This is a genomic window from Pseudomonas japonica, assembly GCF_900188455.1.
GTDB lineage: Bacteria > Pseudomonadota > Gammaproteobacteria > Pseudomonadales > Pseudomonadaceae > Aquipseudomonas > Aquipseudomonas japonica.
The window spans coordinates 60,204-73,614 of sequence record NZ_FZOL01000020.1 but is presented as its reverse complement, the minus strand read 5'-3'; the positions used below and the strand labels follow the sequence as shown (position 1 = coordinate 73,614).

10 protein-coding genes are annotated in these 13,411 nt (G+C 65.8%); 9 read left to right on the top strand and 1 reads right to left on the bottom strand.

Features of this window, described 5'->3' with window-relative positions:
• Positions 1–117: 117 nt before the first annotated feature.
• The 3 genes from aroQ (at position 118) to accC (ending at position 2,484) form a co-directional block, all read left to right on the top strand.
• Complete coding sequence (aroQ, locus tag CHB99_RS21850; protein ID WP_042127997.1) at positions 118–570, top strand: type II 3-dehydroquinate dehydratase; 453 nt, start codon at positions 118–120, stop codon at positions 568–570.
• An 88-nt stretch (positions 571–658) separates the two neighbouring features.
• On the top strand, positions 659–1,123 hold the full coding sequence (accB, locus tag CHB99_RS21845) for an acetyl-CoA carboxylase biotin carboxyl carrier protein (RefSeq protein ID WP_042127999.1): 465 nt from the start codon (positions 659–661) through the stop codon (positions 1,121–1,123).
• 17 nt (positions 1,124–1,140) lie between these two features.
• Positions 1,141–2,484: an acetyl-CoA carboxylase biotin carboxylase subunit gene (gene accC / locus CHB99_RS21840; protein WP_042128001.1), complete on the top strand. Its 1,344-nt coding sequence runs from the start codon at positions 1,141–1,143 to the stop codon at positions 2,482–2,484.
• A gap of 69 nt (positions 2,485–2,553) precedes the next feature.
• On the opposite strand, the gene CHB99_RS21835 is transcribed toward accC, so the two are convergent.
• Positions 2,554–6,507: a dermonecrotic toxin domain-containing protein gene (locus CHB99_RS21835; RefSeq protein WP_042128003.1), complete on the bottom strand. Its 3,954-nt coding sequence runs from the start codon at positions 6,505–6,507 to the stop codon at positions 2,554–2,556.
• 174 nt (positions 6,508–6,681) lie between these two features.
• Here CHB99_RS21835 and prmA point away from each other — a divergent pair, with 174 nt between their 5' ends.
• The 6 genes from prmA (at position 6,682) to purD (ending at position 13,410) form a co-directional block, all read left to right on the top strand.
• Positions 6,682–7,560, top strand: a complete 879-nt coding sequence (gene prmA, locus CHB99_RS21830) for a 50S ribosomal protein L11 methyltransferase (RefSeq protein WP_042128005.1) — start codon at positions 6,682–6,684, stop codon at positions 7,558–7,560.
• Positions 7,561–7,597: 37 nt separating this feature from the next.
• Positions 7,598–8,914, top strand: a complete 1,317-nt coding sequence (locus CHB99_RS21825; RefSeq protein ID WP_042128007.1) for a DUF3426 domain-containing protein — start codon at positions 7,598–7,600, stop codon at positions 8,912–8,914.
• Between the two features lie 175 nt (positions 8,915–9,089).
• On the top strand, positions 9,090–10,103 hold the full coding sequence (gene dusB, locus CHB99_RS21820; RefSeq protein ID WP_042128009.1) for a tRNA dihydrouridine synthase DusB: 1,014 nt from the start codon (positions 9,090–9,092) through the stop codon (positions 10,101–10,103).
• Complete coding sequence (fis, locus tag CHB99_RS21815; protein WP_042128011.1) at positions 10,100–10,420, top strand: DNA-binding transcriptional regulator Fis; 321 nt, start codon at positions 10,100–10,102, stop codon at positions 10,418–10,420. The genes dusB and fis overlap by 4 nt, the downstream gene beginning before the upstream one ends.
• Before the next feature lie 79 nt (positions 10,421–10,499).
• Positions 10,500–12,005, top strand: a complete 1,506-nt coding sequence (gene purH / locus CHB99_RS21810) for a bifunctional phosphoribosylaminoimidazolecarboxamide formyltransferase/IMP cyclohydrolase (protein WP_089266625.1) — start codon at positions 10,500–10,502, stop codon at positions 12,003–12,005.
• 109 nt (positions 12,006–12,114) lie between these two features.
• The gene (purD, locus tag CHB99_RS21805; RefSeq protein WP_042128014.1) at positions 12,115–13,410 is read left to right on the top strand and encodes a phosphoribosylamine--glycine ligase; all 1,296 of its coding nucleotides are present in this window, start codon (positions 12,115–12,117) and stop codon (positions 13,408–13,410) included.
• Position 13,411 lies beyond the last annotated feature (1 nt).

Below are 13,411 nucleotides of genomic sequence, written 5' to 3'. Positions count from 1 at the left end.
TTTTGCGCGAATCTCGCTCAACGTGCTGGCTATTGCAGGTAACTGGACAGTGCTCGGGTCTTTGCGGCATAGTCGCCGCGCTTGTAATCATGTCCTACAAAATCAAAGGATGCGCAGATGGCAACCCTACTGGTGCTGCACGGCCCCAACCTGAACCTGCTCGGAACGCGCGAACCTGGCGTCTACGGTGCCGTGACCCTGGCGCAGATCAACCAGGACCTGGAGCAGCGCGCCCGCGCCGCCGGCCACCATCTGCAATACCTGCAAAGCAACGCCGAATACGAACTGATCGACCGGATCCATGCCGCGCGCAACGAAGGCGTGGACTTCATCCTGATCAATCCGGCGGCTTTCACACATACCAGCGTCGCATTACGTGACGCATTGCTGGCAGTGAGCATCCCATTCATCGAAGTGCATCTGTCCAACGTGCACAAGCGCGAGCCATTCCGTCACCACTCCTACTTTTCGGATGTCGCCGTGGGAGTGATCTGCGGCCTGGGCGCCAGCGGTTACCGCCTGGCCCTGGAGTCCGCCCTGGAGCAACTGGCTGCCGGCGCAAAATCCTGAATAACGCGAGCCTGGCGGTCGCCAGGCTTACAAGAACGTTTGAATCACGTTCATACGACCCTGACCAAATCTTGGGAGTTGATGATTAATGGATATTCGTAAAGTCAAGAAACTGATCGAACTGCTGGAAGAGTCCGGCATCGACGAGCTGGAGATCAAGGAAGGCGAAGAGTCCGTGCGCATCAGCCGCCACAGCAAGGCTCCAGCCCAGCAGTTCTACGCGCCGGCCCCGATGGCCGCCGCCGTCGCTCCGGTTACCGCGCCTGTCGCCGCTGCCGCTGCCGCCCCGGCTGCCGAAGCCGCTGCGCCACAGCTGAAAGGCACCGTGGTTCGCTCGCCAATGGTCGGCACCTTCTACCGCAAGGCTTCGCCAACCTCGGCAGCCTTCGCCGAAGTCGGCCAGAGCGTGAAGAAAGGCGACACCCTGTGCATCGTCGAAGCCATGAAAATGATGAACCACATCGAAGCCGATGTCAGCGGTGTCATCGACGCCATCCTGGTGGAAGACGGTCAGCCGGTTGAGTTCGACCAGCCGCTGTTCACCATCGTTTGAACCGCGGAGAGCCTGCGATGTTGGAAAAAGTTCTGATCGCCAACCGCGGCGAAATTGCCCTGCGTATCCTGCGTGCCTGCAAGGAACTGGGCATCAAGACCGTCGCCGTACACTCCACGGCCGACCGCGAGCTGATGCACCTGGGCCTGGCTGACGAGTCCGTGTGCATCGGCCCGGCCTCGTCCAAGGAATCCTACCTGCACATCCCGGCGATCATCGCCGCCGCCGAAGTCACCGGTGCCACCGCCATTCACCCTGGCTATGGCTTCCTCGCGGAAAACGCCGACTTCGCCGAACAGGTAGAGAAATCCGGCTTCGCCTTCATCGGCCCGAACGCCGACACCATCCGCCTGATGGGCGACAAGGTGTCGGCCAAGGACGCCATGATCAAGTCCGGCGTGCCGACCGTACCGGGCTCCGACGGCCCGCTGCCGGAAGACGAAGAGACCGCCCTGGCGATCGCTCGTCAGGTGGGCTACCCGGTGATCATCAAGGCCGCCGGTGGCGGTGGTGGTCGCGGCATGCGCGTGGTGCACAAGGAAGAGGACCTGATTTCCTCGGCCAAGCTGACCCGTACCGAAGCCGGTGCCGCCTTCGGCAACCCGATGGTCTACCTGGAGAAGTTCCTGACCAACCCACGTCACGTGGAAGTCCAGGTTCTTTCCGACGGCCAGGGCAACGCCGTGCACCTGGGCGACCGTGACTGCTCGCTGCAGCGCCGTCACCAGAAGGTACTGGAAGAAGCTCCGGCTCCGGGCATCGACGAGAAGGCCCGCCAGGAAGTCTTCGATCGCTGCGTCCAGGCGTGCGTCGAGATCGGCTACCGTGGCGCCGGCACCTTCGAGTTCCTCTACGAGAACGGCCGCTTCTACTTCATCGAGATGAACACTCGCGTGCAGGTAGAGCACCCGGTTTCGGAAATGGTCACCGGTATCGACATCGTCAAGGAGATGCTCAGCATCGCCGCTGGCAACAAGCTGTCGTTCACCCAGGACGACGTGGTCATCCGCGGTCACGCCCTGGAATGCCGGATCAACGCCGAGGATCCGAAGAAGTTCATCCCGAGCCCAGGCACGGTCAAGCACTTCCACGCTCCGGGCGGCAACGGCGTTCGCGTCGATTCGCACCTGTACAGCGGCTACACCGTTCCGCCGAACTACGACTCGTTGATCGGCAAGCTGATCACCTACGGCAAGGACCGCGACGAAGCCATGGCACGCATGCGCAATGCCCTGGACGAAATCGTCGTCGACGGGATCAAGACCAACATCCCGCTGCACCGTGATCTGGTCCGTGACGAAGCCTTCTGCAAGGGCGGCGTCAACATTCACTACCTGGAGCACAAGCTGGCTTCGGAGTAATCCCGCCGGTTGCACCTCGCGTTGAATGTGAAAAGCCCCGAACCCAGGTTCGGGGCTTTTTCGTTGGGCTCAACTGCCCAGGTTGGTCAGCAGCAATGCCTGCGCCTCGATCTGCGAGGCACTTGCCGGCTTGCCGCCGAGCGTCGCGATGGCGCCCGTGCCGGTCTGCACCAGCGGATCCTCGCGAAAACGCTGGAGGAAGCGCATGGCACGCCGGGCCAGGTCGCTTTGGCCACCGCGGGTGGCATCCAGCAGGATCGGGTCGATCACCCGCTGCACGCTGGACCGCGTGCTGGTGAAGACGCTGGCCGCGCCATCGGCGAGGTCGAGGCGAACCCCGTAGATGTTGCCGAAGCACGACGAATACGACCAGTGATCCCAATCCGCCGTGATCCCCCGGCGGGCCAGCGCCGAGCGAACCGGTCCGCCGATGTCCGCGCCGCTCGACAGCCAGTCGCCACCCACCAGCGTCGCGGCGATCCGCTCCTCCCCGCCGCCCTGGCGGATACCGCTCAGCGCCGAGTCCAGCGCATCCTCGATCAGCCCGCGAATATTGTGATCGATATGGATCATCGCCCCCCGCTGCGTGGCCGGGTTGTACAGGCAGGCCACCACACAGCTTTCGATGTTCAGCGAGTACAGGTAGTTGTCGGAGAGGGCCGGATTGAAGCCGGCAATCAGCCCCTCGCCCTGCAGCACGCCGCGCTCCGGCAAGGGATTGACCCGCGCCGGGAAAGCCTCGAAGACCTCGCGCACCTGGCCGAGGTAGACGGTCGGCGCGCCCCCGCGCAAGCCGACCTGCGGGTTGAACTGCCAACGGTTTCCCGGCCCCAGGCGTATCGGTACCCGGTACTGTGCCTGGGGATGTTGCGGATCGACCAGGCGCAGCGTCTGGTAGTCGCGATCATGGACCACCTGGAAGTAGCGACCGCGATCGCGGACGTAGAACGCCACCTGCCCGCTGTCGCCCCCGCCCTGGAACACGCCGCGCCAGATACCGCCCTTTTCCATGCTGCGCAGGTTGTCCGGAACGGTTTTCAGCGCACGCTGCTCGTCCATCACGCTGATCACCGCACGCTCGCCCTGACGCACGCCCGGCCGGGCCTGATCGGTGACCTGGTTCCAGCGACTGATCTCGCTGACCTTGCGCACCCCGGCGCGCGAGGCATGCATCAGTGCGCCCCATGCCCCCGGCAGGGCGATGCCCCAGAGTCCGGCGGCCACACCGAGCCAGTGCCCCAGCGCGGCAGAGTCATCATCGGCGATGTGGCTGGCGATCGCCTTGGCGCTGCCGATGGCCAGGAACACCGCATCGAGGGCGAAACCCAGCGGCGGAAACGCCAGGCTCAAGGGGAAGGCGGCATACAACAGGCCCTTGGTCACCTGCTCGACGATCACCTCGTGGCGGCTGCGGGTCACCGCCTCGATGTCGCTGATATGGCTGTTCAGGTGCTCGTCGTACTCGGCGGTGAAGTCGCTGACCCGGCTGCCCTCGCGCAGGGCGTCGCGGGTGCGCTCGCCCCTCGCCAACTGCACCAGCCATTGCGACACCGCCGGACGATCGACGAAACGCAGGTGCTGCAGATACCAGTCGTGCATCGCCCCCCGTTCGCTACCAACGAAGCCCTGGTACTTGCGCAGGGTCAGCCCGTCGGGGGCCTGCGGGGTGTACAGCCAGTCCTGCGCGACATCGCCGACGATACGCCGGAACACGTACAGGCCGACACTCTGGCGCCCGTTGAGGGTGAAGCGGAACACGCCGTTGCCGGCGATATTGTCCGCCGAGTCGCCCTGCTCCCCGCGGACCTCGTCCAGCCTGTCGATCTCGCCCAGCAACCAGTCGCGCTCATCGGCCTGGAGCATCCCCTTGCCATGGGTGGCATGCACATCACGCCGCAGGGTCGTTCGGGCCAGGCGCAAGTGCAGGGCGCGACGCCCGGCGTACTGTGGATGACTGGCATCGAGGAATGCCTTGCGCAGCGATTGCGCGTAGTGCTCGCCGAGGTAGGCACTGCGCAGCCAGGTCGCCAGGTCGGAGGCCCGCACCCTGCTCAGGTCCTGCCCGACGGACGAACGCACCGGCATCCGCGGGTTATCCAGGCCCCAGTTGTCGTCATGGCCGTACATGGCCAGGTCGAGCAGGGTGCGGGTGATCTTTACCGACGAGTCCAGTCCCGGGACGAAATCGAAGAGGATGGTCTGCGGGTCGACATCGCCGACCACGCCACAGTCCTTGAGATAGCGGGCAAGGCCGGCCTGAGTGGTCCGCCGGGAGAACGCCAGGAAGCTTTCCTGCTCGCCCACCCGCTGCTGCATCGCCTCGTTGAGCAGGCGCAGGTCTTCGTTGAGCCCGGCAATCAACCGGCGCTTGCTCGCTGGCAGTTCCTGCAGCCAGCGCGGCGCCTCGTACCACGCCACCTGGTCGAGGTGATTGTCCCGCCCCAGCTCGATCAGGTGGCGGCTGCACTCGGCGTAACCGTAGTGCTGGCCACGGTGGTCACGGCTCAGGTCCCAGGTGTCGGGCCGCTCGCGCACGCCGGCGTAGAAGGTCTCGGCCTTGCCCTGCCCGCTGACGTTGAGGCGGTCGAGCAGGTAGCGCGTCCCCGCTTCGTCGCGCAGCCAGCCCCCCAGTTCCGCGGCCAGCGCGCGCAGCGACGGCAACTCGATCCACTCCTGGCCGTCGGGCTTGCCGGGGGCGTAGAGCACCAGGCCCGAGACCCGTCCGCTGTCGTCCTGGGCATGGAACAGCAGCAGCTGCGCCAGTGGCGCGTCGGGGAACTGGGAAATGCCGGTCACTTTTTCGCCGGCCTCGTCCCGACCGACGCCATTGCCGGCCCGGACCCGCATGACCAGGTCATGTCCCTCGCTGCTCAGGTGCCCCTTGCAGCGGGCGATGTAGGCGCTCTGCTGCAGACACAGGTCGTTCAGGTCGTACAGGGCGGCGAGCACATCGGGGCGGCCATAGCGTTCCGCGAGTCGCTGGTGGTAGGTGGAGCGCGGATCGACTGCCGCCAGGAGGCTGTCGAGGAAGTCCTCGGGCAGCCTGCGGTTGAGCGCGCCATGTACTCGCGACAAGCTGCGTGACTTGCCCGTATCCGCGTCGAACGGCCCCTCCGCCACCAGTTCGGCGAGCCGGGTGGTGCGCGTCGCCGGGTAATCCGGGTGGTTCAGCCGCGTCTCCACGCGCAGCTCGTCCGGTTCGAGTTCCACGCCGAGCAGGGCACGGGTCCAGGCGATGATTTCCACCCTGGCGTGGGCATGCAGCGACTCCACGTCCTCCAGCAGCAGGCGGGCCTGCTCGCGCAGGAGCGCGGCGTGCTGCTGGAAATCCCGCAGGGTGTCCAGGTCGTCGCGGTTCAATCCGGCGAACCAGTCGCCCAGGGCGGTACGAATCAGCCCGTCGATCTGCTGGCGCTCCTTGTCGGGCAGCCCGCCGCCGCCGTCGAACGATTCACGCCAGCGCGCTTCCATGGCCAGGATGTACTGGCGCAGCGTCTGGCCATCGAACCGTTTCAGGGTTTCCAGGGAGAACAGCGCGGTCAGCGCGGCACAGTGCGCCTCCAGGCGCTCGCGGAATCTCGCGCCGACGATACTCTCGCCGTCGAGCCCGGCCGGACGCCGCTGCCACTGCCGCTGCAAGGACTGGCAGTAGTCGCTGACCAGGCCCGAAACCACGCCCTCGATGATCTGCACGAGGGTCTGCCGGCGCTCTTCGGCCTGCTCCGGGTCAGCCGTCGCGGGCAACTCGTCCGCCAAGCGCTCCGCGGAACCCTGCCGCTGCTCCTCGAACGACGGCAACTGGCCGTCGACCAGCCGTTGCAGCAACGCCTGCAGCAGCGACTCGGGAAACGAGGGCGCCACGTCTTCATGGGGGTAGTAGGTACGCAGATGCACCATCAGGCGTTCACGGGCGAACGGTTCGAAGAACGGTTGCCCGTCGAAGAACCGGCGTATCCACAGCTCCCAGCGCGTCAGCTCCAGCAGCGACAAGCGCCCTGGCCCGTCGATTAGATCGATGCTCATCATCTGACTCCTTGTTGAATGAGGCCGTCGAGGGTGAGCGAGGCAGGCCGGGCACGGGTGATAGATAGTTAGCGCCGGGACGCCAGGCGTTCGTTATCCACTTTGCCGCCCGGCTGGCGTACACTGGCGGGCTTTCGCAGCACTGCGCTGAATCTCCTTGGTGAAGGTACCTCCATGCCCTGGTTACAAGTTCGTCTGGCCATCACTCCGGAACAGGCCGAAACCTATGAAGACGCCCTGCTGGAAGTGGGCGCGGTTTCCGTGACCTTCATGGACGCCGAAGACCAGCCGATCTTCGAACCGGACCTGAACACCACGCCACTGTGGTCCAACACTCACCTGCTGGCGCTGTTCGAGGCCGATGCCGAGCCCGAGGCGGTGTTCGCCCACCTGCAATTGCTGACCGGCGCCGAACTGCCGGAGCACCACGCCGAGGTCATCGCCGACCAGGACTGGGAGCGCAGCTGGATGGACAACTTCCAGCCGATGCGTTTCGGCCGGCGCCTGTGGATCGTGCCGAGCTGGCATGCGGCGCCGGAACCCGACGCGGTCAACCTGCTGCTGGACCCGGGCCTGGCCTTCGGCACCGGCACCCACCCGACCACCGCGCTGTGCCTGGAATGGCTGGACGGTCAGGACCTGAGCGGGGCCAACGTGCTCGACTTCGGCTGCGGCTCGGGCATCCTCGCCATCGCCGCGCTGCTGCTGGGCGCGCGCCGCGCCACCGGTACCGATATCGACGTGCAGGCCCTGGAGGCCTCGCGTGACAATGCCGGACGCAACGGCATCGCCGAAGCGGACTTCGACCTCTACCTGCCCGAGCAGATGCCGGCCATGCAGGCCGACGTGCTGGTCGCCAATATCCTCGCCGGCCCGCTGGTGTCGCTGGCGCCGCAGCTCAGCGGCCTGGTGCGTCCGGGCGGCCTGCTGGCGCTGTCCGGCATCCTCGCCGAACAGGGCGAGGAAGTGGCCGCGGCCTACGCGGCGGACTTCGACCTCGACCCGATCGTCGTCCGCGATGGCTGGGTGCGCATCAGCGGTCATCGTCGTTAACTAGACTAGTTTTCAGCTCACCCCTCCGGACCGCCGCATGACCGACAGTTTCGTCACCCAGTGCCCGCATTGCCAGACCAGCTTTCGCGTCAGCCACAATCAGTTGAGCGTGGCTCGTGGTGTCGTCCGCTGCGGCAATTGCCTGCAAGTGTTCAACGCCGCCCGCCAGTTGCTGGAGCAGAATGCCGCGCTGCAACCGGCGCCCGCCGCTGATCCCGCGCCCGCGCCCATCGCGCCGCCCGCCGCCCCGCCGCCCGTGCCGGAGGTGGCGCCGGAGCCGCCGGCAGCGGCAACGAAGCACTGGAACGACGTCGAACTGGCCGACCTGGACCTCGACCAGCTCGACCTCGACCGTGAGCTGGCCCGTCTCGAACAGCGTGAAATCCAGCCCAGCGTGGACTTTCACGCGCCCCCGCGGCGCGACGACAGCCTCAGCGCCCAGCGCGACGACCCGCGCGCCGACGAACTGCTCGAAGATGGCCTGTTCGGCGCTGCCGGCAGCGAACCCGAGGTCCACGAACCAACGCTCGACGAACCGCCGCTGCAAGAGGTGGAAACCGCGACGCCGCTGATCGACGAACCGCTGACGGACGAACGCACCGAGCCATCACTGTCCCTGGACCTGACGGCAGCGGAGGACGACGTCCCGCCGACGCGCTCGGCGCCCCTCGCCGCCGATGACGATGATCCGACCGACGGCGCGCCCCGCCTGTCGGCCCGCGACGACGATGACCAGGACGACATCGCCGCCGACGAGCGTCGCGACCCCGCGCTCGGGGCGCTCGCCGAACCGTCCCGGTCGCCGCGCAAGGAACCCCTGATCGACCTGGTCGACGACCCGCTGCAACTGGACTGGCAGAAGCCGCGCAGCAACCTCGGCAAGCGTCTGCTCTGGCTGCTGCTGATCCTGCTGGCCGCCGCCGCCCTGGCGGGCCAGTACATCTGGTACCACTACGACGAACTGGCCCGCCAGGACCAGTACCGCCCGTGGTTCCAGGAGCTCTGCCCGACCCTCGGCTGCGAAGTGCCGTCCAAGGTCGATATCGCCAGGATCAAGAGCAGCAACCTGGTGGTGCGCAGCCATCCCGACTTCAAGGGGGCGCTGGTGGTGGACGCGATCATCTACAACCGGGCGCCATTCTCGCAGCCTTTTCCGCTGCTGGAGCTGCGTTTCGCCGACCTCAACGGCCAGTTGATCGCCAGCCGTCGCTTCAAGCCCGCCGAGTACCTCAGCGGCGAGTTGGCCGGCAAGGCCGAGATGCCCAGCCAGACCCCGATCCACATCGCCCTGGACATTCTCGATCCGGGGCCCAAGGCCGTGAACTACAGCCTCAGCTTCCGCTCGCCCGAGTGATCACCGCTGCCCGACGCCGGCTTTCCGGCGTCGGGCACACGTCGATTGCGGCCCCTCCCATAGGCGCAACTGTTCAGATTTTATCCAGATTCATCTTTATCCGGTCATCGAGAGCGGGTATCATGCCCACCCTTTTTCGAACTCTCATGATCCGGCCCCACAACAGGGAACTCCTATGTCGGCGGTACGCATCGGCCCATACGAACTGCAGAACAACCTGATCCTTGCCCCGATGGCCGGGGTCACGGACCAGCCTTTTCGCCAGCTTTGCCGACGGATGGGCGCGGGTCTTGTGGTGTCGGAAATGGTCAGCAGCGACATGAGCCTGTGGAACAGCCGCAAATCGCGGCTGCGCATGATCCACGAAGGCGACCCCGAGCCGCGCTCGGTGCAGATCGCCGGTGGCGACGCGCAGATGCTCGCCGCGGCGGCCCGCGCCAACGTCGAGCTGGGTGCGCAGATCATCGATATCAACATGGGCTGTCCGGCAAAAAAAGTCTGCAACAAGGCTGCAGGCTCTGCTTTATTGAAAGATGAAGTGCTGGTCAGTGAAATCCTCCACGCGGTGGTCGCCGCAGTGGAGGTGCCGGTGACCCTGAAGATCCGCACTGGCTGGGACCGCGACAACAAGAACGGCCTGACCGTGGCGAAGATCGCCGAGCAGGCCGGGATCCAGGCGCTGGCCGTGCATGGCCGTACCCGCGCCGACCTGTACACCGGCGAAGCCGAATACGACACCATCGCTGCGATCAAGCAGGCGGTGTCGATCCCGGTATTCGCCAATGGCGACATCACCTCGCCGCAAAAGGCCCGCCAGGTGCTCGACAGCACCGGCGTCGATGGCCTGTTGATCGGACGTGCCGCCCAGGGGCGCCCCTGGATCTTTCGCGAGATCGAGCATTACCTGCGCACCGGCGAGACGCTGCCGGCGCTGGCGCTGGGCGAGGTGGAACGGATTCTGCTGGAACACCTGGCAGCGCTGCACGCCTTCTATGGCGATGTAATGGGCGTACGCATCGCCCGCAAGCACGTTGGCTGGTATCTGGCGACGTTACCGGGGGCAAGGGAGTTTCGCGCCCGGTTCAATCGTCTGGAAGACACACACGCGCAATGCGCCGACGTTCGCCTGTTCTTCAGCGAACGGCAACAGAGCCTTGAGACAGAGGACGGACAAGGGGTGGCCGCATGACGACGATGACCGAGACTTTAGTGAGTGGAACAACGCCCGTGAGCGACAACGTCAACCTGAAACAGCACCTCAATACCCCCAGCGAAGAGGGCCAGACCCTTCGCGGAAGCGTGGAGAAGGCGCTGCACAACTATTTCGCCCACCTCGAAGGCGCTGCTGTCACGGACGTGTACAACCTGGTGCTCTCGGAAGTCGAGGCCCCCTTGCTCGAAAGCGTGATGAACTACGTCAAGGGCAACCAGACCAAGGCCAGCGAGCTGCTGGGGCTGAACCGAGGCACCCTGCGCAAGAAACTCAAGCAGTACGACCTGCTGTAAGCATGAATCCCAACCAGAAAAGGCGACTCCACCGTGAGGTCGCCTTTTTTGCTGACTCCACCGCGTTATGGAATCTGAAATGACCGACCAGACTACCCGCCTGCCGATCCGCCGTGCCCTGATCAGCGTTTCCGACAAGACCGGGATCCTCGAATTCGCCCGTGAGCTGCAAGGCCTTGGCGTCGAGATCCTGTCTACCGGCGGCACCTTCAAGCTGCTCCAGGACAACGGCGTCGCCGCGGTCGAAGTCGCCGACTACACCGGCTTCGCGGAAATGATGGACGGCCGGGTCAAGACCCTGCATCCGAAAATCCACGGTGGCATCCTCGGCCGTCGCGGCACCGACGACGCCATCATGCAGGAGCACGGGATCAAGCCGATCGACCTGGTCGCCGTCAACCTGTACCCATTCGAAGCCACCATCTCCAAGCCGGGTTGCGACCTGCCGACCGCCATCGAGAACATCGACATCGGCGGCCCGACCATGGTCCGTTCCGCGGCCAAGAACCACAAGGACGTGGCCATCGTGGTCAACGCCAGCGACTACGCCAGCGTCCTGGAAAACCTCAAGGCCGGCAACCAGGCCGCCGAGACCCTGAGCACCGAAGGCCGCAGCGAATTCCCGCGCACCTTCAACAGCCAGTTCATCAAGGCCCAGGAAATGCGCTACGGCGAGAACCCGCACCAGAGCGCGGCGTTCTATGTCGAGGCCAAGCCGTCGGAAACCGGTATCGCCACCGCGGTGCAGCTGCAGGGCAAGGAACTGTCGTACAACAACGTGGCCGATACCGACGCCGCGCTGGAATGCGTGAAGAGCTTCGTCAAGCCGGCCTGCGTCATCGTCAAGCACGCCAACCCGTGCGGCGTCGCGGTCAGCCCTGAAGGCGGCATTCGCCAGGCCTACGAGCTGGCCTACGCCACCGACACCGAGTCGGCGTTCGGCGGCATCATCGCCTTCAACCGCGAGCTGGACGGCGAAACCGCCCGCGCCATCGTCGAGCGCCAGTTCGTCGAAGTCATCATCGCCCCGAGCGTCAGCGAGGAAGCCCGCGCCGTAGTCGCGGCCAAGGCCAACGTGCGCCTGCTGGCCTGCGGCGAATGGTCGGCCGAACGTGCCGCGGCCTGGGACTACAAGCGCGTCACCGGCGGCCTGCTGGTGCAGAGCCGTGACATCGGCATGATCACCGAGGGCGACCTCAAGGTCGTGACCCAGCGCGCCCCGAGCGAGCAGGAAATCCACGACCTGATCTTCGCCTGGAAAGTGGCCAAGTTCGTCAAGTCCAACGCCATCGTCTACGCCAAGAATCGCCAGACCATCGGTGTCGGCGCCGGCCAGATGAGCCGCGTCAACTCCGCGCGCATCGCCGCGATCAAGGCCGAGCACGCCGGCCTGCAGGTGCAGGGCGCGGTCATGGCCTCGGACGCCTTCTTCCCGTTCCGCGACGGCATCGACAACGCAGCTAAAGTGGGTATCACCGCGGTCATCCAGCCAGGTGGTTCGATGCGCGATGCCGAAGTCATCGCCGCCGCTGATGAAGCGGGCATCGCCATGGTCTTCACCGGCATGCGCCACTTCCGCCACTAATACGCCCCCTGTGGGAGCTGGCTTGCCAGCGATGAGGCCGGACCGGGCACCTTGCCCTCCGGCCTTTTCCCATGCCCCCCAACAGAATTAGCGTCATCGAGGTTTTGACATGAACGTTTTGATCATCGGCAGCGGCGGCCGCGAGCACGCCCTGGCCTGGAAAGTCGCCCAGGACCCGCGCATCGAGAAAGTCTTCGTCGCCCCGGGCAACGCCGGCACCGCCACTGAAGCCAAGTGCGAGAACGTCGCCATCGACGTCCTGGCCCTGGAGCAACTGGCCGACTTCGCCGAGAAGAACGTCGCCCTGACCATCGTCGGCCCGGAAGCACCGCTGGTCGCCGGTGTCGTCGACCTGTTCCGCAAGCGCGGCCTGGACTGCTTCGGCCCGACCGCCGGCGCCGCCCAGCTGGAAGGCTCCAAGGCCTTCACCAAGGACTTCCTGGCGCGTCACAAGATCCCGACCGCCGACTACCAGAACTTCACCGAGATCGAGCCGGCCCTGGCCTATCTGCGTGAAAAAGGCGCACCGATCGTGATCAAGGCCGACGGCCTGGCCGCCGGCAAGGGCGTGATCGTCGCCATGAGCCTGGCCGAAGCCGAAGACGCCGTGCGCGACATGCTCGCCGGCAACGCCTTCGGGGACGCCGGTTCGCGCGTGGTCATCGAGGAGTTCCTCGATGGCGAGGAAGCCAGCTTCATCGTCATGGTCGACGGCGCCAACGTGCTGCCGATGGCCACCAGCCAGGACCACAAGCGCGTCGGCGACGCCGATACCGGTCCGAACACCGGCGGCATGGGCGCCTACTCCCCGGCACCGGTGGTCACCGCCGACGTGCACCAGCGCGTCATGGACCTGGTGATCTACCCGACCGTGCGCGGCATGGCCGCCGAAGGCAACGTCTACACCGGTTTCCTCTATGCTGGTCTGATGATCGACAAGGCCGGGAACCCGAAGGTCATCGAGTTCAACTGCCGTTTCGGCGACCCGGAAACCCAGCCGGTCATGCTGCGTCTGGAATCGAGCCTGGTGCTGCTGGTCGAGGCCGCGCTGGCCAAGGCCCTGGACAAGATCGAAGCCGTTTGGGACCCGCGCCCGAGCCTGGGCGTGGTGCTGGCCGCCGGCGGTTACCCGGGCGACTACGCCAAGGGTGCACCGATCAAGGGGTTGCAGGCCGCCGCCGCGCTGCAGGGCAAGGTGTTCCATGCCGGTACCGCGCTGAAGGACGGCCAGGTCGTCACCAGCGGTGGTCGCGTGCTCTGCGCCACCGCCCTGGGCGATACCGTCGAAGCCGCACAGCAGCAGGCCTACCGCCTGGCCGCGGAGCTCGACTGGGACGGCGCGTTCTACCGCAAGGACATCGGCTATCGCGCCATCGCCCGTGAGCGTGGCGAGCATCAGGAGTAAT

Coding starts and splice junctions, on each gene's coding strand:
- prmA (WP_042128005.1), top strand. CDS start 6,682: ATGCCCTGGTTACAAGTTCGTCTGGCCATCACTCCGGAACAGGCCGAA.
- fis (WP_042128011.1), top strand. CDS start 10,100: ATGACGACGATGACCGAGACTTTAGTGAGTGGAACAACGCCCGTGAGC.
- CHB99_RS21825 (WP_042128007.1), top strand. CDS start 7,598: ATGACCGACAGTTTCGTCACCCAGTGCCCGCATTGCCAGACCAGCTTT.
- purH (WP_089266625.1), top strand. CDS start 10,500: ATGACCGACCAGACTACCCGCCTGCCGATCCGCCGTGCCCTGATCAGC.
- dusB (WP_042128009.1), top strand. CDS start 9,090: ATGTCGGCGGTACGCATCGGCCCATACGAACTGCAGAACAACCTGATC.
- CHB99_RS21835 (WP_042128003.1), bottom strand. CDS start 6,507: ATGAGCATCGATCTAATCGACGGGCCAGGGCGCTTGTCGCTGCTGGAG.
- purD (WP_042128014.1), top strand. CDS start 12,115: ATGAACGTTTTGATCATCGGCAGCGGCGGCCGCGAGCACGCCCTGGCC.
- accC (WP_042128001.1), top strand. CDS start 1,141: ATGTTGGAAAAAGTTCTGATCGCCAACCGCGGCGAAATTGCCCTGCGT.
- aroQ (WP_042127997.1), top strand. CDS start 118: ATGGCAACCCTACTGGTGCTGCACGGCCCCAACCTGAACCTGCTCGGA.
- accB (WP_042127999.1), top strand. CDS start 659: ATGGATATTCGTAAAGTCAAGAAACTGATCGAACTGCTGGAAGAGTCC.